This is a genomic window from Eionea flava (assembly GCF_055393785.1).
Window position 1 is genome coordinate 1,064,891 of the sequence record NZ_AP036018.1, and the last position, 22,770, is coordinate 1,087,660.

Below are 22,770 nucleotides of genomic sequence, written 5' to 3' on the forward strand. Positions count from 1 at the left end.
ATTAAAAAGGCAGCACAATGACAACACTTTCTACTTTAGCTTTTGTATTTCCGGGGCAAGGTTCTCAAAAACAAGGTATGTTGGCTGAGTTAGCGATGGCTTATCCTGTTGTTCAGGAAACATTCGCCGAAGCGTCCGATGTATTAGGGTATGACCTATGGCAGCTATCGCAAGAAGGGCCTCAAGAAGCGCTGAATATGACCGAGCGTACACAACCCTTACTACTGGCTGCTAGTGTGGCTATTTGGCGTGTATGGCAGCAAGAGAAAGTGGAGCAGCCAGCGCTAATGGCAGGCCATAGTTTAGGTGAGTGGTCTGCGCTAGTGTGTGCGGGTGTGGTGGCTTTTGCTGATGCGATTCGCTTGGTACAACTACGTGGTAAATATATGCAAGAGGCTGTGCCGAGTGGTGTTGGTACTATGGCTGCGATTATTGGCCTAGATGATCAAATTATTATAGATGCTTGTAAAGAAGCGCAAGAGGGTGAAGATGTATCGGCGGTAAATTTTAACTCCCCGGGACAAGTGGTTATTGCTGGTCATGTCGGCGCTGTTGATCGTGCAATTGCCTTGTGTAAAGAAAAAGGTGCTAAGAAAGCGATGACACTAGCTGTTAGCGCTCCTTTCCATTCCGCTTTGCTCAAGCCAGCCGCTGACCGTTTAGCGCTTGAAATTGCTCAGGTGTCATTTTCATCACCGAATATTCCTGTTGTGCATAATGTGAACGCACAAACAGAAAATAGCCCTGAAGAAATAAAACAGCGCATGATAGAACAGATTTATCATCCTGTTTTATGGGTAGATTGTGTGAATACTTTAGCGAAAGCGGGTGTGAGTCAAGTCGTTGAGTGTGGCCCTGGTAAAGTGTTGTCTGGTTTGATCAAGCGCATTGATCGGTCGATCACCAGCGTTGCAGCGGATACTCCGGCTGCATTTCTGTCGGAATCTTAACGAATACGCGTAATAACAATGGGGTATTTTGATTTACCCTTAATACATAACCTAAGGAAAAAACATGAGTTTTGATCAAAAAGTGGTATTGGTAACTGGCGCTAGCCGAGGTATTGGGGCGGCCATCGCTGATTCATTGGGCCAAGAAGGTGCCATTGTTATTGGTACGGCGACGAGTGAATCAGGTGCAGAAAAAATTAGCGCACGCTTGTCGAGTAAAAATATTCAAGGCCGAGGTATGATGTTGGATGTGACGGATACAGATTCAGTTTCTAGTGTATTAGCCACGATTCAAAAAGAGTTTGGCGCACCGTCGATCCTTGTTAATAATGCGGGTATTACCAAAGATAACCTGCTTATGCGTATGAGCGAAGATGAATGGTTTGATGTTGTTAATACTAACTTAAGTGCCGTTTATCGCCTAAGTAAAGCCTGTATGAGAGGAATGATGAAGGCTCGCTGGGGGCGAATTATCACGATAGGCTCGGTGGTCGGGTCAATGGGTAATGCGGGGCAAGCCAATTATGCCGCGACAAAAGCCGGTGTTGCAGGTTTTTCGCGAGCTTTGGCAAAAGAGGTGGGGTCGCGCAATGTCACCGTCAATACGGTATCTCCTGGATTCATAGCAACCGATATGACGGATGTACTCTCTGAAGAGCAAAAAGCGCTGATGCTATCAGCAGTGCCTGCTGGGCGTTTGGGTCAACCAGAAGAGATCGCTAGTACGGTTAAATTCTTGGCAAGTGATGGTGCGGCCTATATTACCGGTGAAAATATTCAGGTAAATGGTGGTATGTATATGTCTTAACTGTTTGATTTTTATTGAAAAAATAAAAATCATTCAAATATTTGTCGCGCAAGCATTACAACCGTTGATATTTCCATGTAAAATGCGCGCTCGTAAAAGCACAATAAGATCACGTAACCTTTATTCACGTGGCGTATACGAATTGAAAAAGATGCTTTATGCGGTACTTGTTACCGACAAAGTGTCACTTATTACGATTTTCATCGATTAGGAGTTCAAAACTATTATGAGCAACACAGAAGAACGCGTTAAAAAAATCGTTGCTGAGCAACTAGGTGTTAACGAAAGCGAAGTGAAAACAGAAGCATCGTTTGTTGAAGATTTAGGTGCAGATTCACTTGACACTGTTGAGTTGGTAATGGCACTTGAAGAAGAATTTGAAACGGAAATCCCAGACGAAGAAGCTGAAAAAATTACTACAGTTAAGCTAGCCATTGATTACATCAATGCTAACTTAGGCTAAACCTTTGGGTTTAGCTGACTGAGATTATCAGCAGTTAGAGAATGTATAAAAGCCGCATCTATTTTATAGTGCGGCTTTTATAGTTTATGGGCATAGTTTTTGGGGCAGGTGTTTTAGATTCAGAGGTTCCTTATATAAGCCTATCTATTTTGTCGTTGGTTAGCTGTAATATGGGTAATTATTTGTTAGTAAAAAATGGCTAAATTTTATTAATTAGAAAGAATAAATTAACTCTAATTTTTTCATTCATCTTATGTCGAGTTGAGGTTTTTGTGAAACGCGTTGTTATTACAGGTTTGGGTATGGTGTCTCCTTTGGGGAACACGGTAGCGGATACATGGAATGCTATTCTTGAGGGTAAAAGTGGTGTAGAAACTATATCGACATTTGATGCGAGTGCATTTACTACACAGTTTAGCGCGTCGGTCAAAAACCTTTCTGTAGGTGATTATTTTCCAGTAAAAGATGCCCGTAAAATGGATGCTTTTATCCAGTACGGTATGGTGGCAGGTATTCAGGCCATGCAAGATGCGGGTATTGATGTGAGTGACGCTCTTGCTCCTCGATTTGGTGCCGTCATCGGTTCTGGTATTGGTGGTATCGGTTCTATTGAAGATGGCACCATGACCGTGGCGAATCGTGGCCCACGGCGTTTATCCCCTTTCTTTGTTCCTGGCTCTATTATCAATATGATTGCTGGCAACCTTTCCATTAAATATGGTTTAAAAGGCCCTAATCTAGCGGTGACAACCGCCTGTACCACGGGAACCCATGCGATTGGTCTGGCAGTTCGTTCTATTCAACATGGTGAAACGGACGCTATGCTAGCTGGTGGTGCTGAGATGGCGACCACACCACTCGGGTTGGGAGGTTTTGCTGCGGCACGTGCCTTATCAACGCGTAATGATGATCCAACAACTGCTAGTAGACCTTGGGATAAAAACCGTGATGGTTTTGTGCTGGGTGACGGCGCGGGTATTTTAGTACTTGAAGAATATGAGCACGCGAAAGCACGTGGCGCAAAAATTTATGCCGAGATAACCGGCTTTGGTATGAGTGGTGATGCTTACCATATGACATCGCCGCCTGCCGATGGCGCGGGCGCAGCATTATCCATGCAAAACGCATTACGTGATGCGGGTATGTCTGCTAGTGACGTGCAATATGTTAACGCACACGGTACATCGACACCGGCAGGCGATACGGCAGAGTGTAATGCCGTTAAATCTGTTTTTGGACATGCGATTGATCAAGTTGCGGTGAGCTCGACCAAATCAATGATTGGTCACTTATTAGGTGCAGCAGGTGCGGTAGAAGCTATTTTTAGCGCTTTGGCGATTCGTGATCAGGTTGCCCCACCGACCATTAACCTTAATGAGCCTGATGAGGGTTGTGATATCAACCTTGTACCGCATACGGCTCAAGAAATGACGATTAACGGTGTTATTTCTAACTCATTTGGTTTCGGTGGAACTAACGGTTCTTTAGTCTTCCGTAAGGTCGATTAATAACTTCTATCAGCGGAAAACTTTATCTGTTGATAGAAGTGCCATTGGCTCCACTAATTTATTCACAAGAGTAATCATGGCTCCTTCCCCAATCATCCTCGTCGATAACCAAGCTCAAACCCATATTCCTGCGACGAATAGGGGGCTAGCTTATGGTGATGGTCTATTTGAGACCATGTTATATTGCTCGGGTGATATTGCTCTATGGTCTTATCATTTCGATCGTTTATTGCTAGGGCTAAAGAGGCTGAAGATGAGTCTTGACCCCGCTCGTGTGCAGCAACATATGCAAACGACCTTGCAGCTTATTCAGCAGAACACACAGGGGCAATCAGCTAGCACATCATCGACGAGCAGAGGTGTGTGCAAACTTATCGTAACGCGAGGTGATGGTATAACACGCGGGTATATGCCCGACGACCAAGCCATGCCACAACTGATTTCTATCTATACCCCGCTATCTTCAGAGGCGGCGGAAAAAAATCAATCTTTCTGCCAACATGGGGTGAATGTACACTATTGTCACGAGCGTATCGTAGCGTCGCCGACGTTAGCCGGTATTAAATCACTTAATCAGCTATCTTATGTGCTTGCCAGTGAAGAGCGACAAACGCTCGACGTTCAAGAAGGTTTGATGCTCGATAGTTGTGATAACGTAATAGAAGCCACGGCTCGCAATGTGTTTATTGTTAACAACGGTATCTTAATGACTCCCTTATTAAACACATCCGGTGTGGCTGGCGTGATGCGGCGTTGGGTTCTTGAAACCGCTAAAGCTAATCATGTGGTGGTTGAAGAAGCTCACCTTTCGGCTAGCGATATATCTAATGCTGATGAAGTATTTTTAACAAACAGTATTAGCGGTATATGGCCGGTGATTAGTTGTGGTCAGCAGCGCTGGGTAGTGGGTTCTGTGACACAGCGATTACAAGAATGTCTACGATCATTTTATGACGATGGGTCTCCTATCACATCATTTAATGCGTCAATGTCTCAATGTGCTTAACCAATAGGTCTGCTGATACTTATGTCTAAAATTATGTCTTTTGTCAGTGGTACGATTGTTATTGCTATGTTGGTCATGGTGATCGGTACTATAGGGGTTAATCGTTGGCTCTCGACCCCTGTTAATATCAACGAAGATACACTCATTACTGTCAAAAAAGGTGATACATTAAGCCAATTAGCGCGTGAATTAGAATCAAGGCATATCATTCCATCAGCTAAATTGCTCGTTGTTTATGCTCGTCTTACCCAGCAAACTACCATTAATGTCGGTGAATATATATTACCGGTGGGGAGTAACCATCAATCCCTTTTGGCGTTATTGCGATCGGATGACGTTATTCGCTACTCAGTTACCTTGGTTGAAGGTAAAACCTTTGATGATTTTATTCGAGTACTGCAAAGTAACAATGATCTTATTCACATGTTGGACATTGAAAGTGATTATGCCGATTTATTGAGCCAGTTGGCGATTGATGTTGAGCATCCAGAAGGCTGGTTTTTTCCCGATACTTATCAGTTTGTGAGTGGTATGAGCGATGTTGATATTTTGCAACAAGCGCATAAAAAAATGCAGCGGGTGTTAGAAGAAGAGTGGCAAAAAAAGTCAGCCAATTTACCCTATAACAATGCTTACGAAGCCTTGATTATGGCCTCGATTATCGAGAAAGAAACTGGTGTACCCTATGAGCGGCCAGAAATTGCGGGTGTGTTTGTTAGACGGTTAAATAAAGGGATGCGTTTGCAAACCGATCCGACCATCATTTATGGTTTAGGGCGTGAATATCAAGGCAATATTCGACGTAAACATCTCCGCCAAAAAACACCTTACAATACCTATGTGATTGATGGCTTGCCGCCAACGCCGATTGCAATGCCGGGTCGGGAAGCTATCCATGCAGCTTTACATCCAAAAGCAGGTAATACTTTGTTCTTTGTGGCCAAAGGAGATGGTAGTCACCAATTTTCACAAACCTTGGCTCAACACAACCGAGCGGTACGTAAATACCAAATAGAGCAGCGGCGTGAGCAGTACCAGTCGGCGCCTAGCCAGTAATTCGTCCTCAATCAGTTAACTGTGCGTTACATAATAAACCACACAGCACTGCATCATAATGAGATAGATAAGTATGAATTCACCAGTACGTGGTAAGTTTTTAACGATTGAAGGCACAGAAGGTGTCGGAAAAAGTACTAACATGGCTTTTATCCAATCGTATTTACAAGCACGTGGCGTTGATGTTGTTACTACGCGAGAGCCTGGTGGCACACCGCTCGCTGAAGAAATTAGAGCGCTATTGCTTAGTAATCGTGATGAAAAAATGGATGAAAAAGCGGAGTTATTACTAGTGTTTGCTGCTCGTGCTCAGCACTTGAATACCGTTATTATTCCAGCATTAGATCGAGGTCAATGGGTGTTGTGTGATCGTTTTACTGACGCAACCTATGCCTATCAAGGTGGTGGGAGAGGTTTAGACCTCCTGCTTATTGAACAGCTTGAACAACAAGTTCAGGGTGATATTAAGCCTGATTTAACGTTCTTATTGGATATTGATGTCGCTATTGGTTTAGAAAGAGCAGGGCGGCGTGGCGAGTTAGACCGATTTGAAAACGAGCAAGTCGATTTTTTTGAACGTGTACGACACGCCTATTTATCAAGAGTTAATTGCGATCCAAAGCGTTATGGTGTGGTTGACGCCTCTTGCTCGTTAGACAATGTGCAGCAGCAAATAGCCACTTATTTAGAGGCTTTAGTCCCTACCGCTATATAATTCCCTACCCGTGGTGCATTCTAAAATTTCGAACAAAAAAGCAGGTTATTTCTTCAGCAACACGCTGTAAATATATCCTATAAGCTTCGTGGCAGCTTCCCTGCTGCCAAGAGTTGCTGAAGAAATAACCTGCTCTTCTGTTCTATGAATGCAATTTGGCTCAGAATGCACCACAGGTAATTCCCTTTATTCGATATATAACGTGACTTTGTTTCTCGCCAATGTATTGCTGAGTTTCACCACTATTTAACCTTTTGTCTACTCAATAGATATTCTCAATAATTGGTCTATGCTTTATGCAGCTATACCAATACCAATCATGATTCGTTTTTCTCTTGAGTTTATTTATTATGAATGTTGTCCGACGTTATTTTTTATCGATATTTACCGCTTTTTTTCTGTTTTCCAGTAGTGCTTTTGGTGACAAAACCCTCGTCTTTCCTAATGACCCGTGGCCGCCCTTTATGTTAGGAGAAGAGGGAGAGGAGGCGACTGCGGGGATTGGTGTTGATCTGATGCGAGCAATCTTTTCTCGTGTTGACGGCGCCACGATTACTATCCCGCTAGTACCTTGGAAGCGGGCGCTTAATTCAGTAAAAAGTGGAGCAATGGATGGTATTCCTTTGTTGTATAAAACGGCAGAAAGAGAGAGCTATATGGATTTCTCGGACCCGCTTTTCCCTTCGCAGGATCTTGTCTGGTATTCAAAAAATCATTTTCCTAATGGTTTGGAGTGGAAAACAGCGGATGATTTTTCTCCTTATCGAATGGGTATTGTGAGTGGGTATAGTTATTCAGAAGAAATAGATAAAGCAATCATCGATAAAAAATTTGCAGTGACTAAAGTTAAAAACACGCATCAACTTTTTACATTGTTAGCGGGTGGGCGAGTTGATGTTGCTATTGCTAATCGTGTAGTAGGTACATCATTAATTAAAAAAGATGTTAATAATCGTCATATCATTCCAATGAAAAAGCCTATAGCAGAAGATGACTACTACATGGCTTTTTCTAAAAAGACATCAGCAAAAGCGTTTCTCTCTCAAGTGAATAAGGCGATAGCCGAGCTAAAGGCAGAGGGTGAAATCGAGCGTATTGTTTATGGCGATTGATGTTATTGTTTGCGTTGGATAATAACTGCCGCTTCTAAATGATCGGTATAAGGGAATTGATCAAATGCAGCGATGGCACTAATTTCGTGTGTATTGCATAAGCTTTGTAAGTTGTTGACGAGGGTTTTTGGATTACAGGATACATAGATAATTTGATCAAAACGCCGGATGACTTCAATGGTGTGCTCATCTAGCCCTGCTCTTGGTGGGTCAACAAATACGGTTGAAAAATCATAGCTGTCAAGGTCAATGTCTTTTAACCGCCTAAAGTGTCTGACTTTATCCATTGCTTCTGCAAAATCTTCACTCGACATTCTAACAACAGTGACATTATCAATATTGTTTTTTTGTCGATTTTCCAATGCGGCATTGACCGAAGATTTTGAAATTTCTGTCGCAATCACCTGACGAAAGTTGTACGACAAAGGCAAAGTGAAATTACCATTGCCGCAATATAATTCTAATAAATCTCTTTTGAGTTCATCTGCTTTAGGCTCACTGTTATTGACTGCCCATTCCAACATTTTCTGGCAAACGACAGCGTTGGGTTGGGTGAAGCTGCCTTCGTTTTGTCGATAAGTAAATGTTTGCGCATTAACAGTTAATGTCTCTGTCACATAATCTTTATCTAATACGACTTTTTGCTTACGGCTACGTCCAATAATACTAATAGATAATGTTTCTTGTAATGCGGTTGCCCGTGTTATCCAATCCTCAGATAGTGGGCGATGATAAATCAATGTGACTAACATATCGTTCGTTAGCGTATTAATAAATTCAATCTGAAACAGTTTTTTTCGTAAAATATCATCTTGATTAATGGCGGCCATCAATTTTGGCATCAGTGTATTGATGGCCAGCGAAGCGACGGGAAACGTTTCTAATAAGACAGGTTGGCGAGTTTCTTTATCAGACATGGCATAGTAGGTTGTATTCCCTTCATGCCAAGCCTTAAACTCTGCGCGCATGCGGTAATGTGTTGTCGGTGATTCAAACACATCAATAGTAGGTAGTGTTGGTTGCTTGAGTGTGGCAAGTTGATCATTGAGTCGAGCGATTTTTTGATTCAGTTGTGCGTGGTATTCATCAGGGTAAACAGTAAAAGCGTTCATAGTTAGCAAAGACCAAAGCCGGTGTAGAAGAGGTACGAAAATGGGGTTATGGCATTCATTACAAAAATGTCGTGTAAAAATGCATCAAACAGCAATAAAAGCCGCATTATAGGGGATGCATAGTATAAAATCTCTTTGATTTATCATTGATGGTGGTCGTATACCGTATGGCAAAATATACTCAAGGTTCAATTCAGCAGCACCTCCTTATTATGGCAGGGTCAGCAATGACCGGCCTAATGGTGATGTTCCTCTCCGACCTTGTCGATATTTACTTCTTGAGTTTATTAGGCGAGGTCGAAATAGCCGCAGCGGTGGGTTTTGCTGGGTCTATTATCTTTTTTACAGTGTCGTTAAATATCGGTTTATCGATTGCTTGTGGCGCATTGGTGTCTCGTTCATTCGGTGCGGGGGATATGTGTGCGTCGAGAGAGTCGGTCACATACTCCTGTGTATCAGCCATGGTATTAACAATCCCGCTGACGATCGCTATTTGGTTGGCTATTCCGGCGCTATTGAATTGGTTAGGTGCCGGTGGTCAAGCACTTGTTTTTGCGACACAGTATTTGCAAATTATTATTCCCAGCATGCCGATTTTAGCATTGGTTATGTCTGCTGGTGGTGTGTTACGTGCCCGTGGCGATGCAAAAGAAGCGATGTGGTTAACAATGATTGGCGGTATTGTTAATGTTATTTTGGATCCTATTTTTATTTTTGCTCTTGGCTTAGGCGTACAGGGTGCCGCAATTGCCACTGTGCTGAGTCGTGTTGCTATGCTAGCTTTTGCTATTTATGTGATTGCGTATCGTCATCGATTAGTGGGGGCATTTGTTTATTCTCGTTATATCCTGCAATTTAGAGACTACCTGAATGTGGCGATTCCCGCCGTATTGACTAACTTGTCAACACCGATAGGTGTGGCTTATGTTACTTATGCGCTAGCTCAATTTGGAGATAGTGCGGTTGCTGGTAATGCCATAATCAGCCGTATTCAGCCAGTGGCATTTGCGGGTCTATTTGCCTTGTCTGCGGTTGTTGGACCGATTGCAGGGCAAAACTTTGGTGCTAATCAGCAATCACGTGTTCGAGAAACATTGAACGAGTCTGTTCGCTTGGTCGTTTTTTATTGTGTGATAGTGTCAGCGATTTTATGGGCAGGGCAGTGGCTTATTGTGCCTTTATTTAATGCATCCGATGAAGCTAACGAATTAGTGTATCTCTTCTGTAATGGCATTAGCTTAATGTTTATTTTTAATGGATTAAGTTTTGTGACGAATGCCATGTTTAATAATCTAGGTGTTGCTCATTACGCGACAGCGATGAACTTTTTAAAGGTCACGGTGGGTACCATTCCTTTTGTGTATTTCGGCATCGAATGGGGAGGAGCCAAAGGCGCGTTTATTGGAATGTTCATCGGCTCAGCCTTAATGGGTGTAGCAGGGTGGCTATTAGCCTTACGCTTTCTTGATAAACTGGATGGCCAGAGCCAATCTACTTAAATAGAGACGCACTGGCTAAGGCTCATGTGTATTTATCTATGCGATGAATCTTGTCTAATTGAAGAAAGACTTGATCGACTCCCATACCGAAGTTGATGTTTCTTCCGTTTTTTCTTTAGCTTTTTTGCTAATTTTTTTGGTGTCTTCCCACACGGCTTCCCCGTCTTGCTTTATTTCAGTACCTAGATTACCTAAATTTTCACCCACTTTTTGACTCGCATCACCGCTAACAGATTTGGTTTTTTGCCAGACATCCGAGCTGGTTTTTTTAGTGGCTTCCCATGCATTCACACTGGTTTCTTTCGATGCCTCAATGACTTCTTTGGCACTCTCTTTCGTTTCCTGCCATGCATTATCTTCAGCAAGTGTGAGAGGGCTCATGGCTAGTGATAGATATAAGCTGGCTACATATCGCTTTTTCATGGTATTACCCTTATTATCTGGTTAAATGATTGGCTATATTACAGCAACTGTTCTCGAGTATACCGCTGCTTTATATCATATCAACACCATCACTAACGAGTGGGGCCTTTATAAGCGAGGATAACGCACAGAATAATGTTCGTGCAAAGGTCTCAGAGCACTAACAGAGAGTATTTTATGATCGCATTAACCGTATATTTATCTGGCGAAATCCATACTGATTGGCGTGACCAAATAATCATGGCGTGTGAAGCCGCCAATTTGCCCATTATTTTTACTTCTGCCATTACTGATCACGCAACCAGTGATGCTGCAGGTGATGTGTTAGGTGAAGAAGATAACAACTTTTGGCGTGATCATAAATCTGCCAAGGTAAATGCTATTCGTATAAAAACATTAATTGAGCAATGCGATCTAGCGGTTATTCGCTTTGGCGAAAAGTACAAGCAATGGAATGCGGCATTTGATGCAGGTTATTGTGCAGCACTAGATACCCCTTATATCACGCTACACGACGAAGCATTAATCCACCCATTAAAAGAAGTTAATGCTGCGGCAATGGCATGGGCAAAAGAACCACAGCAGATTGTTGATATCCTTAAACATACGGTGGGTGCTTAAAGAAGAATAGCAAGAATGTATTCAAAAATTACCGCCATATTTTGTAGATAGGAAAATGGTGAAAGGTATAGTGGAACCATTAATAGAAACATCACGGCTTTATGTTGATTACGTAACGAGTGACTCCGAAGACATCGAGTGCCAAATGTTATACCAAGGTGTTTTTTCTGATGCGGCCGTTATGCGTTATTTATTACAAGGTCGCAGCCTTACCTATCAAGAAACCCTATCATTTATCCGAGATAATTTTTCGCAAGCTAAAAATACACTAGGTTTTATGGGATTGTTTGAGAAGAACACTCATGCCCTTATAGGTTTTTGCGGCATTCTTGAATGTCACTCGCTCTTCAAACAGTTATTAGATAAACAGGTATTTCCGCTTAACGATGACGAAATAAAAACAGCGGCTTATAGCGCAGTGAAAAATACTCGTGAAGATATTATCGCCGTCGAATTTGGTTATGCGCTAGCTCAGCAATATTGGGGCAACGCTTATGCTTACGAAATAGGAAAAGCTCAAATAGCGTGTGCCACCACCTACTTTCCTAATGCGATGGTTCTAGCTTGTTGTCATCCTGAGAACGCACCTTCTATCCATGTACTCCAACAGTTACCTATGGAGTATATCGATTCTATTTATGATGAAAAAAGAGGTGAACGATGGGTGTATTGTTTAAACACGCATTTATCTATTGGTCACACCTTATTCCCCTCAACTGAATAGTCTATTCAGTATTATTATTTATAAAGAAATCAATACACTAGAACAGTTTCTTAATGTTGTCATTTTTTTGCAATAAAGTTGACAATAAATCTTAATAGTAATGTCATTTTTTTGTCACTTAAATCTTCTAACTTGTCTACACAAGTTGATGAGTGAGTGAACAATGCCTGCAATACAAGTTAAAAATATAAGCAAGAGTTACTTAAATAAAGTACTCAATAATATTAGCTTTTCTGTTGATGAAGGTGAAATGCTGGCATTAATAGGGCCGTCAGGTTCAGGGAAGTCAACACTTATGCGCCATCTTTCTGGTTTAGTTAAAAGCGATCAGCACGAAGGTAGCATCCATATCCTTAATCATACAATACAGCAACAGGGAAAGCTCAACCGCAATATTCGTAAAACACGTGTCAAGGTTGGCTGCATTTTTCAACAATTTAATTTAGTCAATCGGCTTACCGTGCTTACTAATGTATTGATTGGTTGCTTGGGCACAATACCCGCATGGCGAGGATATATTGCCTATTTCACCGAGGAAGAAAAACAAAAAGCACTCGCTGCACTTGATCGTGTTGGTCTTAAAGAGCATGCCTATAAAAAGGCGGCACACCTTTCGGGTGGACAGCAGCAACGTGTTGCTATTGCAAGGGCGCTGATGCAAGAGGCGGATATTATTCTTGCCGATGAGCCTATTGCCTCTTTAGATCCAAAATCAGCTCGTGTCGTTATGGAAATGCTGCAAGAAATTAATCAAGTGGACGGTAAAACCGTGATTATCACCTTACATCAAGTCGATGTGGCTCGTCAGTATTGCCCTCGTGTGATTGCTTTACGTGAAGGGGCGCTATTTTTTGACGGGACACGTGACCAACTTACGGACGAGTTGATGTTTTCTCTTTACGAGGAAGATGCACAGGAAATGCTAACTAGCAACGATGATGTTGTTGAACCAACAAAGCTAACATTGGCTGCTGCAGGGTAATAACACGTTCAAGCAGTGGTGATTGAAAAATAACTATCATACATATTTAGGGGTATAACCATGTTTAAAACAATTAAAAAGCTAGCTTTAGTGGCTAGTGTTGTAGGTTTGTCACAGGCCGCTGTAGCAGCGGAAGAAGCAAAGGCGCTCAATTTCGGTATTATTTCAACAGACTCGACACAGGTATTACGCGATACATGGACGCCATTTTTAAATGATATGAGTCAAAAAATGGGAGTTGAAGTTAAGCCATTTTTCGCGAGCGATTATGCAGGAATTATCCAAGCGATGCGCTTTGATAAAGTTGATGTGGCATGGTTTGGTAATAAATCAGCTATCGAAGCCGTTGATCGTTCGGGTGGTGAAGTGTTTGCACAAACTGTCGATAATGAAGGTAACCCAGGATACTGGAGCTTGTTACTCACTCACAAAGATAGCGGCTTAAACAGTGTTGAAGACATCGTTAAAAACGCAAAAGATCTTACATTTGGTAACGGTGATCCCAATTCGACATCAGGTTTTTTAGTGCCTTCTTATTATGTATTTGCTAAAAATAATCTTGATGCAAAGAAAGCATTTAAGCGTGTCACTAATGCGAATCACGAAACCAATGCGTTGTCTGTTGCTAATCAGAAAGTTGATTTTGCAACTAACAACACAGAAAACCTACGCCGTATCGAAGAAAAATTCCCCAAAAAATACGATCAAATAAAAATCATTTGGAAGTCACCATTAATTCCTTCTGATCCTATCGTTTGGCGTAAAAATATGTCAGAAAATACCAAGTCAAAAATTTATCAATTCTTTATGGAATACGGAACAAAAGGGGACAAAGAAGAGCTGGCAAACTTAGATCGCCTTCAGTGGAAACCTTTTCGCGCATCAAGTGATGATCAGTTATTACCTGTGCGTCAGTTAGTGCTTTTCAAAGATCGATTAAAGCTCGTTAATTCTGGAAAAGCAGACAGTAAAGAAGTGAAAGAAATCGACGATAAGCTCGCTGTACTTAATCGTCGTATGGCGGCATTAAGCGCAATGGCTTCTAACTAGGTTATTGATATTTAAAAACTCGAATAAAAAATAGGGATGCTATCCAAGGAAGGATACTTTTTATGACTAACGAATTAACTGTTGAACACCTATGAATACACTATCTTCAAATACCTCAAATATGCGCTACTTGCCCATATCGTTGCCCGCTTTTTTACTAAATATTGCCATTGTGGTGGTATTGGTATGGGCATGGAAGGGGGCAGAAATGAATCCTGTTTTGCTGATTGAAGATTCTGGCAATATGTGGGAGCTATTAACAGACTTCTTCCCTCCTAATTTTTCTGAATGGCGATTATATGTAGAAGAAATGGTCATTACATTACAAATTGCTATTTGGGGCACATTACTTGCGATTATTGCCGCAGTACCCTTTGGTATTTTGTCATCAGAGAACTTAGTGCCAGCATGGGTCTATCAGCCAGTTAGGCGCTTAATGGATTCTGCACGAGCGATTAATGAATTAGTATTTGCGATGTTATTTGTTGTCGCAGTAGGTCTAGGTCCATTTGCCGGTGTCATGGCGTTATTCATTCATACGACCGGTGTGCTTGCTAAGTTATTTGCAGAAGCCGTTGAAGCCATTGAGACCCAACCTGTTGAAGGGGTAAGAGCAACAGGCGCTAATGCTATACATGAAGTCATATATGGTGTGATCCCACAAGTTATGCCGCTATGGATTTCCTATTCACTCTATCGCTTTGAATCTAATTTACGATCAGCCACGGTATTAGGCATTGTTGGCGCTGGTGGTATTGGTGTGTTGTTGTGGGAGTCTATTCGAGGGTTTTCGTATCCAGAAGCCGCGGCCATTATCATTATTATTATCGTGTCAGTCACCATTGTTGACATGCTTTCACAAACTATTCGTAAGCGTTTCATTTAATTATCGCTCTGCTAATCATAGTTTTATAACCAAAATATGAATGCATTAAGAGTGTAAGGTCAGCATGTCTAGACAAGTAAAAAAAGAGATTGTCGGGGTGGTCAGAAGCGATAGTGATCAGCCCATATATAAGCAATTAGTCTGTTTGCTCGAAGCAATGATTGCTGAAAGTTATCCGGCGGGTTGCTACTTACCTTCTGAAAATGAATTAGCGATGCACTTTGGCGTTAATCGTCACACAGTGAGGCGCGCAATTGATGATTTAGTCACAGCAGGTTTTGTTTTAAGACAGCAGGGCAAGGGTTGTTTAGTCATTAATCAGCACATTCACTATGCCTTATCAAAAGGGCGCTTCACTCGTACAGTCGATCAATTAGGGCATAGCACCAAGACTGATATTATTAAATGTGAAAGCGTAAAGTGTCATCAAAAAATAGCAAAATCTTTGGGGATTAACACTTCGGACACACACGGGAATCGGGTTTATTTAATACAAACCTTGCGTTGGGTAGATGGCGAGCCGATGACCCTGATTAGCCACTTTCTTAACCCACACTATGTTCCTGATATAGAACACTGCTACAAAGGTGGTTCGCTACACGACTGTATAGAAAAGAATTATCAGTTATTTCTAAGGAGAACTAATGCATTTATTTCGGCCGTTATGCCCAGTAATGATGATGCGTTGTTTTTAAAGTGTGCGCTGAATCAACCCTTATTAAGAGTCAAATCATTTAATAGTATGACATCGTCACCCGAAAAAATTGTTGAGGTCTCCATATCGTTAAACCGTTCAGACCGTTTTCAAATTACTGTGTAAATAACGTGTGAGAAAAAAATGAATGCACTCGCGAATTATTCAAAGAAGCAACGTCAGCAGTTACTGTCGATACTGTCCGTATCCTCAAGCAACGATCTTTTACATTATTGGGATGCTTTATCGATAACGGCTCGTTATGAAACCTTAAAAAAGCCCGAAGTCGGCATGGTGATGGTACGAGCTAAAACGGGTGGTACAGGTAGCCCCTTTAATATGGGGGAGATGACCGTCACTCGCAGTGTGGTGTCATTACAGCATGTTAACGGTCACAGTTGCGATGCAATCATAGGATTTGGTTACACCGCAGGCCGACAAAAAGAGAAAGCAGAGTGTATTGCAGTGATCGATGCCTGTTGTCAACTTAGTGATTATCAAGCGCTGATTTTTGAACAACTACTCGTCCCTTTACAAGCTATAAAGTCAGATAAAAATCGAGCTCACGCAGATAAAGTTGATACCACAAAAGTTAATTTTTTCACCATGGTGAGAGGCGAATAGTAGAGATGATAACAATGAACACATCAACCACTTCCCTTAAATTAATGGCTGCCTTTCGTGATACGACTGTCGCAAGTCAGTGGGTATATCGACGATTACTAAAGGCGATGTCTGAGCCGGCAACTCGCTTATCATTAGCTCCAGCGGTGGATCAGCAATCACTTTACAGTAGCGATGAATGTCATAAAGTATCAATTTCTGCTCCTATTTTTAAAACGACATGGTCAGTCTCTCAATCATTGTTTGATAGCGATTGTTCTGTATATTTATCACCACCGCTAGCGCAACCGTCTTTGGTTCAGTCATTACGTTTTTATACCGATGCACATATTGTCGACGACCCGTCTACAGCACAATTCGCTTTGCTAAATTTGTCTGAGTGGAATTATGAGACGATTTTTTCAAGAGGGTCACTGACTGCACCCCATGAATCATGCACGTTAATTATTCAAGTGGATGCTATATCGGTAAATGAAGAAGCCGTTGGCAATGGAGCACTGGTATTAAGCGGCCCCGGTATTGAAACAGAAAAAAAATTACTGATTCACGGCCTGACAGAACAACATCGATCCATGTTGATAGATAATACTCGGCACTATCCTTGTGGTATGGATTTCATTTTTTGCGATGCCGAATATATTGTCGCACTACCTAGAAGTACAAAAATTAATAACGTATCGACGCTGTCTTCACATCCTAAGGAGGTGGCGTAACATGTATGTTGCCGTAAAAGGTGGAGAAACCGCCATTGATAATGCTCATCAATTTTTAGCCGAAAAACGACGGGGCGATGTCACGGTTAATAACTTATCCGTTGCACAAATTCAGCAACAATTACCACTCGCGGTTGATCGAGTGATGACAGAAGGCTCGCTGTATGATCCGCAGTTGGCGGCACTTGCCATTAAACAAGCCATGGGTGATGTAATAGAAGCTATTTTTCTACTAAGAGCTTATCGCACAACCTTACCCCGTTTTGCCTATAGCCAAGCGATTAAAACTGACGAAATGCGAGTTGAGCGCCGTATTAGTGCAACTTATAAAGACATACCCGGTGGGCAAGCCTTGGGGCCAACTTTTGATTACACCCATCGTTTACTCGACTTTAGTTTGTTGGATGATGAAGCCGATAGTACTGGCCATCAAGAATCATCAAGACAACCATTATCAAAAGCGCAGCCCGAGACAGAACCAGAAACAAAAAAATCTAATGCTAATCACTATCCCCGTGTGAGTGACTTTTTACGTGAAGAAGGTTTGCTACAAGTATCATCAATCAAAGAATGCGAAGAACCAACGTCTGCATCAGATCAGCTTATATCACAATCAACAGTATGTACGGATTTAACGCGTCAGCCGCTCCAATACCCTAGCGATAGAAGTGCACGATTACAAGCATTAACCCGTGCTGACGAAGGTTATTTATTGGCATTAGGTTATTCCACTCAGCGAGGATATGGTCGTACCCATCCGTTCGCGGGGGAGATTCGCATGGGCTATGTCACCGTTTCAATCAGCTTAGAAGAGCTGGGTTTCGATATAGATATTGGTGAAATTTGTCTGACTGAGTGCGACATGATTAATCAGTTTCAGGGCAACGAAGAACAGCCACCACAATTTACTCAGGGCTACGGCATCAGTTTTGGCTTTTGTGAGCGCAAGGCGATGGCAATGGCTTTGGTCGATCGTTCTTTACAAGCGAAAGGCTTAGGTGAAGCGGTCGACACACCGGCGGCACAAGAAGAGTTCGTGCTTTCTCATTGCGATAACGTTGAATCTTCAGGTTTTGTATCTCATCTGAAATTACCGCACTACGTTGATTTTCAATCAGAATTGGCTTTAGTTCGAAAAATGCGTGAAGAGCAACAGCAAGCGAGTAAAGATGCATTGTCATCAGATACTTTATCTTCAAATGAAAAGTCTACAGGTGATATAGCAGGAGCTAAAAATGGATAGTCAGAAGGCTGGTACTTCAGAAAATACAGCTCATTACAACTTTGCTTATTTGGATGAGCAAAGCAAGCGTACCATTCGTCGTGGTTTGTTAAAAGCGGTCGCCATTCCAGGTTACCAAGTGCCTTTTGCCGGTCGAGAAATGCCGATGCCTTATGGTTGGGGTACGGGTGGTGTACAACTCACCGCTAGTATTTTAGGGCAAGATGATGTGCTTAAAGTTATTGATCAAGGTGCTGACGATACGACAAATGCAGTCAGTATTCGTCGTTTTTTTGAGCGTACAGCGGCTGTTGAAACGACGACTGCCACCAGTGATGCCAGCGTTATACAGACACGCCATAGAATTCCGGAAGAACCGCTTAATAGTCATCAAATTTTAGTGTTTCAGGTGCCTATTCCCGATCCATTACGGTTTATTGAGCCGAGTGAAACCGAAGCACAAAAAATGCATGCGCTTGAAGAATACGGTGTTATGCATGTCAAACTTTATGAAGATATTGCCCATTATGGGCATATAGCCACGACTTATGCCTATCCTGCACTAGTGAATGATCGCTATGTTATGGATCCATCACCCATTCCTAAATTTGATAACCCAAAACTCCATATGAACAAAGCATTACTGTTATTTGGTGCTGGTCGAGAAAAGCGTTTATATGCGGTTCCGCCTTACACACACGTTAAAAGTTTAGATTTTAAAGATCATCCATTTGACGTTCAGCGGTGGGATCAACGTTGTGCGTTGTGTGGTAGTGATCATTCGTTTTTAGATGAAGTCATTATCAATGATGAGGGTGAGCGCATGTATGTGTGTTCAGATTCTCACTATTGTAAAACCCGTGTGGAGCAGGGATACCGTCCTGAAGAAGAACACGATAGTCCTGTGGCATTTGCTGAGTAATGAATGGCGTGAGCAAAGAGAACTGTTTTATGAAATTACCACAAGTAGAAACGCAGCCTCTGCTGACAGTCAATCGTCTACAGAAGCTTTATGCGATTAACCGTGGCTGCCAAGATATTAATTTTTCACTTTATCCAGGAGAGGTACTGGGTATTGTTGGCGAATCAGGATCGGGTAAATCGACACTATTGAATTGTTTAAGCGGACAACAAGCGCCGAATGATGGTGAAATTATTTACTATCCACAAGCGAGTGATGCGGTTGATATTTATGCAATAGATGAAGCTAAAAGGCGGCGTCTAATGCGTAGTGAATTCGGTATTGTTAAACAGCACCCGCGTGATGGTTTACGTATGCGTGTCAGTGCGGGAGCCAATATCGGTGAGCGTTTAATGGCTGTGGGTGATCGCCACTATGGCCACATTCGTGATGTAGCGATTGATTGGCTAGAACAAGTAGAAATCGACCCTACGCGAGTTGATCATTTACCCAATGAGTTTTCAGGTGGTATGCAGCAGCGATTGCAAATTGCCCGCGTGCTTGCTACTCATCCGCGTCTTGTATTAATGGATGAGCCAACCGGTGGGCTGGATGTTTCTGTTCAGGCGAAAATTCTCGATTTAATTCGACTATTGGTGGCAAACCTTAATTTGTCTGTTGTGATGGTGACTCATGACCTAGCCGTTGCACGATTACTTTGTCATCGTCTTATCGTGATGCAAAACAGTCGCATTGTTGAAAGTGGTTTAACGGATCAAATACTGGATGATCCTCAGCACGCTTATACACAGTTATTAGTTTCATCCGTGTTGACACCGTAGTGTTTGAAACCGAGTCAAACTTGGCTGACGATGCGAAGTGAGCGGGATAATGACTGCTGTCAATGAGTGTTAACAGACCCTAATAATTATTAATAGCGCCACCCGAAACTCAAGCAGCAGATAAAATGAAAGTTAATGAACGCTGCCAAAATAAAATATATTGTAAAAAAGGTAAATTATGTCTACGCCTCGATTAGTGGTTAGTGATTTAAAAAAAGATTTTATCTTACATACTCAAAATAATGCGCATATACCAGTGTTTAACCACTTTTCATTATCGGTAAATAGTGGCGATTGTGTGGTGTTGCTGGGGCCTAGCGGTATGGGAAAAAGTACTTTTTTGAAATGTTTATACGGTAACTATAAATGTACTCAAGGGAGTATTACGCTTTACTTTGACGATGGAGAGTTAGATGTCGCTAACTGCACACCGGAGTGGATACATGGTCTACGACGCCAAACTATCGGTTACGTCAGTCAGTTTTTACGCGTCATTCCCCGCGTGTCTACGATTGATCTTGTGGCTGAGCCGCTATTACTACAAAAAGTGGATAAAACCATCGCTTATGAACGTGCAGCAACATTGTTAGCTCGACTTAATATTCCTGAGCGCTTATGGGAACTATCACCGACAACGTTTTCAGGGGGAGAGCAGCAGCGAGTCAATATTGCGAGGGGGTTCATTGCCGACTATCCCGTGCTATTACTAGATGAACCGACGGCATCGCTAGACGCGATTAATCGAGCAGTTGTTGTTGAATTAATTCAAGAAGCAAAAACCAAGGGTGCTGCTATCGTCGGTATTTTCCACGACGAAGAAGTGCGCAGTCATGTCGCAGACGAAATCATTGATCTATCGGAGTTTGTTGTATGAACACAGTGATTGATAAACCTAAAAATTACACAGATTTCAACGCCAGCAAGCAGCCTGCAGAACGCGTGATTCTCAGTAATGCACATATTGTATTATTCGATGAAATTGTTAAAGGTTCAATAGTATTGGAAGGGGGGCGTATTGTTGATATTACGACTTCTCCCAGCTACGTGCCACAGGCAATTGATGTCAATGAAGATTATATTATTCCAGGCCTAGTCGAGTTGCATACCGATAATCTTGAAAAACATTTTACGCCACGCCCTAAAGTGACCTGGCCGGGGCAGCCTGCCGTGATCGCTCACGATGCTCAACTTATTGCCGCAGGTATTACTACCGTTTTTGACGCCGTTGCGCTAGGCGATGTGAACGAGGGTAGTCAGCGTATCGAAAACTTGCACCGAATGTTAGATGCTATCAATACGGTTAAAAATAGTGGTATTTTACGCGCAGAACATTTTTTACATTTGCGTTGCGAAGTGTGTCACCCTGAAGCGATTAATTTATTGGCCCCACTTATTGACAAGCCATCGGTGAAATTAGTGTCGGTTATGGATCACTCGCCAGGCCAACGACAATTTACCAATATGGATAAATACCGTGTCTACTATCAAGGTAAATACCATCTAAGTAATGAAGACCTAGAGTCATTTATTATTAAGCAAAAAACAAACAGCCAGCAATACAGCGATCAGTACCGCCGAACGGTGGTTGAAATGTGTCAATCACGTAATATTCCTATTGCAAGTCATGATGATGCGACATTAGAGCACGTTAACGAGTCAGTAAAGTACGGCATGTCTATTGCCGAGTTCCCAACCACGGCTAGCGCCGCACAACAGTCTCACCAACAAGGCATGCAAGTGATGATGGGGGCACCTAACGTCGTTAGAGGGGGTTCGCATTCAGGAAATATTGCAGCACATGAATTGGCTAATCGCAAGGTGCTTGACATTCTGTCATCGGACTACTGTCCCGCAAGCATGTTACATGCGGCTTACAAACTCAGTACTCTTGATAATGAGTATGATCTACCTGCAGCGATCAATACTGTTACTGCTAACCCTGCACGTGCTGTTAACTTAACTGATCGGGGGGAAATCGCGATTGGTAAGCAAGCGGATATTGTTCAAGTTAAAGTCATTGATGACTTGCCTGTTGTTATGAATGTTTATACTCACGGCAATCGAGTCTTTTAATCGTGGACGCTAAAATATTTTATGTAGTTGGTGCATCAGGATCGGGTAAAGATTCTATTCTTCGTGCCTTTCAAAAAAAGAACATTCAACAATCATTAAAGGATGATAATCGTCTTCCGATCGTTATTGCTCACCGCTATATAACGCGACCCAGTGATAATGATGAAAATGCCATTTTTTTATCCGAAAAAGAATTTATTTCTCGACAATGCTACAGTTTTTTTGCTTTTCACTGGCAAGCGAATAACTTGCACTACGGTATCGGTAAAGAAATAGATATATGTTTAAAGGCGGGTATATCAGTCATTATTAATGGTTCTAGAGCCTATTTAGAAACCGCTACATCACTCTATCCTCATCAGTTACACAGTGTATTAATTGATGTGCCTGATGTGATACTAGAACAACGATTGAAACAGCGTTCTAGGGAAACAGTCGAGGCTATAGAGCAAAGAATGCAGCGACACAAACAGTTAAAAAAAGGAGTAATGAAAGATACTGCTATCGATAGCCTGATTGTTAATGACACCACCGTTGATGCAGCGGCTAAACAATTGCAAAGCATTATTGATCGTGTTTTATTGATACCGACTGTTTCAATTGAGCCAGAAAAAATAGAAGAAAATGGTGCAGATAGAATGATAGAAAACTTGGAATGATGCGATGGTTAGTACGCGAATTAATATTCTGTGAGCGGTTAAACCATAGCCGTCATACCTATTCAAGTAGTAACCGTCATGCCGGACTTGATCCGGTATCGCTATCACAGCTAGCTTCGCGGTTCTT

The 22,770-nt window shown here is 42.1% G+C and carries 25 protein-coding genes; 23 read left to right on the top strand and 2 right to left on the bottom strand.

Annotation, left to right across the window (positions count from 1 at the left end):
• The first annotated feature begins 17 nt into the window (after positions 1-17).
• From fabD to ACZ5O6_RS04970, 8 genes are all read left to right on the top strand, one after another.
• Entirely contained in the window at positions 18-950 is a 933-nt protein-coding gene (gene fabD, locus ACZ5O6_RS04935) for an ACP S-malonyltransferase (protein ID WP_447090714.1), read from the top strand.
• Positions 951-1,014: 64 nt separating this feature from the next.
• Positions 1,015-1,758 carry a 3-oxoacyl-ACP reductase FabG gene (fabG, locus tag ACZ5O6_RS04940; RefSeq protein WP_447090715.1) on the top strand — a complete coding sequence of 248 codons (744 nt, stop codon included), beginning with the start codon at positions 1,015-1,017 and terminating at the stop codon, positions 1,756-1,758.
• A gap of 226 nt (positions 1,759-1,984) precedes the next feature.
• Positions 1,985-2,221 carry an acyl carrier protein gene (gene acpP, locus ACZ5O6_RS04945; protein ID WP_447090716.1) on the top strand — a complete coding sequence of 79 codons (237 nt, stop codon included), beginning with the start codon at positions 1,985-1,987 and terminating at the stop codon, positions 2,219-2,221.
• Between the two features lie 272 nt (positions 2,222-2,493).
• Positions 2,494-3,729, top strand: a complete 1,236-nt coding sequence (gene fabF, locus ACZ5O6_RS04950) for a beta-ketoacyl-ACP synthase II (RefSeq protein ID WP_447090717.1) — start codon at positions 2,494-2,496, stop codon at positions 3,727-3,729.
• A 76-nt stretch (positions 3,730-3,805) separates the two neighbouring features.
• Positions 3,806-4,735 (top strand): aminodeoxychorismate lyase, encoded by a 930-nt coding sequence (gene pabC / locus ACZ5O6_RS04955; protein ID WP_447090718.1) that lies wholly within the window; start codon positions 3,806-3,808, stop codon positions 4,733-4,735.
• A 21-nt stretch (positions 4,736-4,756) separates the two neighbouring features.
• On the top strand, positions 4,757-5,791 hold the full coding sequence (gene mltG, locus ACZ5O6_RS04960; RefSeq protein ID WP_447090719.1) for an endolytic transglycosylase MltG: 1,035 nt from the start codon (positions 4,757-4,759) through the stop codon (positions 5,789-5,791).
• 73 nt (positions 5,792-5,864) lie between these two features.
• Complete coding sequence (gene tmk / locus ACZ5O6_RS04965) at positions 5,865-6,506, top strand: dTMP kinase (RefSeq protein ID WP_447090720.1); 642 nt, start codon at positions 5,865-5,867, stop codon at positions 6,504-6,506.
• A 350-nt stretch (positions 6,507-6,856) separates the two neighbouring features.
• Positions 6,857-7,618: a substrate-binding periplasmic protein gene (locus ACZ5O6_RS04970; RefSeq protein ID WP_447090721.1), complete on the top strand. Its 762-nt coding sequence runs from the start codon at positions 6,857-6,859 to the stop codon at positions 7,616-7,618.
• A 2-nt stretch (positions 7,619-7,620) separates the two neighbouring features.
• Here ACZ5O6_RS04970 and trmA read toward each other — a convergent pair whose 3' ends face one another.
• On the bottom strand, positions 7,621-8,730 hold the full coding sequence (gene trmA, locus ACZ5O6_RS04975; RefSeq protein ID WP_447090722.1) for a tRNA (uridine(54)-C5)-methyltransferase TrmA: 1,110 nt from the start codon (positions 8,728-8,730) through the stop codon (positions 7,621-7,623).
• A gap of 167 nt (positions 8,731-8,897) precedes the next feature.
• Here trmA and ACZ5O6_RS04980 point away from each other — a divergent pair, with 167 nt between their 5' ends.
• Complete coding sequence (locus ACZ5O6_RS04980; protein ID WP_447090723.1) at positions 8,898-10,229, top strand: MATE family efflux transporter; 1,332 nt, start codon at positions 8,898-8,900, stop codon at positions 10,227-10,229.
• A 54-nt stretch (positions 10,230-10,283) separates the two neighbouring features.
• On the opposite strand, the gene ACZ5O6_RS04985 is transcribed toward ACZ5O6_RS04980, so the two are convergent.
• The gene (locus tag ACZ5O6_RS04985) at positions 10,284-10,652 is read right to left on the bottom strand and encodes a hypothetical protein (RefSeq protein WP_447090724.1); all 369 of its coding nucleotides are present in this window, start codon (positions 10,650-10,652) and stop codon (positions 10,284-10,286) included.
• A gap of 177 nt (positions 10,653-10,829) precedes the next feature.
• Here ACZ5O6_RS04985 and ACZ5O6_RS04990 point away from each other — a divergent pair, with 177 nt between their 5' ends.
• The 14 genes from ACZ5O6_RS04990 (at position 10,830) to phnN (ending at position 22,643) form a co-directional block, all read left to right on the top strand.
• Positions 10,830-11,273, top strand: a complete 444-nt coding sequence (locus ACZ5O6_RS04990; protein WP_447090725.1) for a YtoQ family protein — start codon at positions 10,830-10,832, stop codon at positions 11,271-11,273.
• Positions 11,274-11,328: 55 nt separating this feature from the next.
• On the top strand, positions 11,329-11,997 hold the full coding sequence (locus ACZ5O6_RS04995; RefSeq protein ID WP_447090726.1) for a GNAT family N-acetyltransferase: 669 nt from the start codon (positions 11,329-11,331) through the stop codon (positions 11,995-11,997).
• A gap of 163 nt (positions 11,998-12,160) precedes the next feature.
• Positions 12,161-12,979, top strand: a complete 819-nt coding sequence (phnC, locus tag ACZ5O6_RS05000; RefSeq protein ID WP_447090727.1) for a phosphonate ABC transporter ATP-binding protein — start codon at positions 12,161-12,163, stop codon at positions 12,977-12,979.
• A 60-nt stretch (positions 12,980-13,039) separates the two neighbouring features.
• Positions 13,040-14,029 (top strand): phosphonate ABC transporter substrate-binding protein, encoded by a 990-nt coding sequence (gene phnD / locus ACZ5O6_RS05005; RefSeq protein WP_447090728.1) that lies wholly within the window; start codon positions 13,040-13,042, stop codon positions 14,027-14,029.
• Positions 14,030-14,120: 91 nt separating this feature from the next.
• Entirely contained in the window at positions 14,121-14,915 is a 795-nt protein-coding gene (gene phnE / locus ACZ5O6_RS05010) for a phosphonate ABC transporter, permease protein PhnE (RefSeq protein ID WP_447090729.1), read from the top strand.
• 64 nt (positions 14,916-14,979) lie between these two features.
• Positions 14,980-15,735, top strand: coding sequence for a GntR family transcriptional regulator (locus ACZ5O6_RS05015; protein ID WP_447090730.1), 756 nt, complete (start codon positions 14,980-14,982; stop codon positions 15,733-15,735).
• Positions 15,736-15,753: 18 nt separating this feature from the next.
• On the top strand, positions 15,754-16,233 hold the full coding sequence (phnG, locus tag ACZ5O6_RS05020; RefSeq protein ID WP_447090731.1) for a phosphonate C-P lyase system protein PhnG: 480 nt from the start codon (positions 15,754-15,756) through the stop codon (positions 16,231-16,233).
• 14 nt (positions 16,234-16,247) lie between these two features.
• Positions 16,248-16,946 (top strand): phosphonate C-P lyase system protein PhnH, encoded by a 699-nt coding sequence (gene phnH, locus ACZ5O6_RS05025; RefSeq protein ID WP_447090732.1) that lies wholly within the window; start codon positions 16,248-16,250, stop codon positions 16,944-16,946.
• Position 16,947: 1 nt separating this feature from the next.
• On the top strand, positions 16,948-18,189 hold the full coding sequence (locus tag ACZ5O6_RS05030) for a carbon-phosphorus lyase complex subunit (protein ID WP_447090733.1): 1,242 nt from the start codon (positions 16,948-16,950) through the stop codon (positions 18,187-18,189).
• Positions 18,182-19,090 (top strand): alpha-D-ribose 1-methylphosphonate 5-phosphate C-P-lyase PhnJ, encoded by a 909-nt coding sequence (locus ACZ5O6_RS05035; RefSeq protein ID WP_447090734.1) that lies wholly within the window; start codon positions 18,182-18,184, stop codon positions 19,088-19,090. Before ACZ5O6_RS05030 ends, ACZ5O6_RS05035 begins: the two co-directional genes overlap by 8 nt.
• Positions 19,091-19,119: 29 nt before the next feature.
• A complete protein-coding gene (phnK, locus tag ACZ5O6_RS05040; protein ID WP_447090735.1) occupies positions 19,120-19,911 on the top strand; it encodes a phosphonate C-P lyase system protein PhnK in 792 nt (263 codons plus the stop codon).
• A gap of 178 nt (positions 19,912-20,089) precedes the next feature.
• Positions 20,090-20,785 carry a phosphonate C-P lyase system protein PhnL gene (phnL, locus tag ACZ5O6_RS05045; RefSeq protein WP_447090736.1) on the top strand — a complete coding sequence of 232 codons (696 nt, stop codon included), beginning with the start codon at positions 20,090-20,092 and terminating at the stop codon, positions 20,783-20,785.
• On the top strand, positions 20,782-21,984 hold the full coding sequence (locus ACZ5O6_RS05050) for an alpha-D-ribose 1-methylphosphonate 5-triphosphate diphosphatase (RefSeq protein ID WP_447090737.1): 1,203 nt from the start codon (positions 20,782-20,784) through the stop codon (positions 21,982-21,984). The genes phnL and ACZ5O6_RS05050 overlap by 4 nt, the downstream gene beginning before the upstream one ends.
• Before the next feature lie 2 nt (positions 21,985-21,986).
• Positions 21,987-22,643 (top strand): ribose 1,5-bisphosphokinase, encoded by a 657-nt coding sequence (phnN, locus tag ACZ5O6_RS05055; protein ID WP_447090738.1) that lies wholly within the window; start codon positions 21,987-21,989, stop codon positions 22,641-22,643.
• The last annotated feature ends 127 nt before the right edge of the window (positions 22,644-22,770 follow it).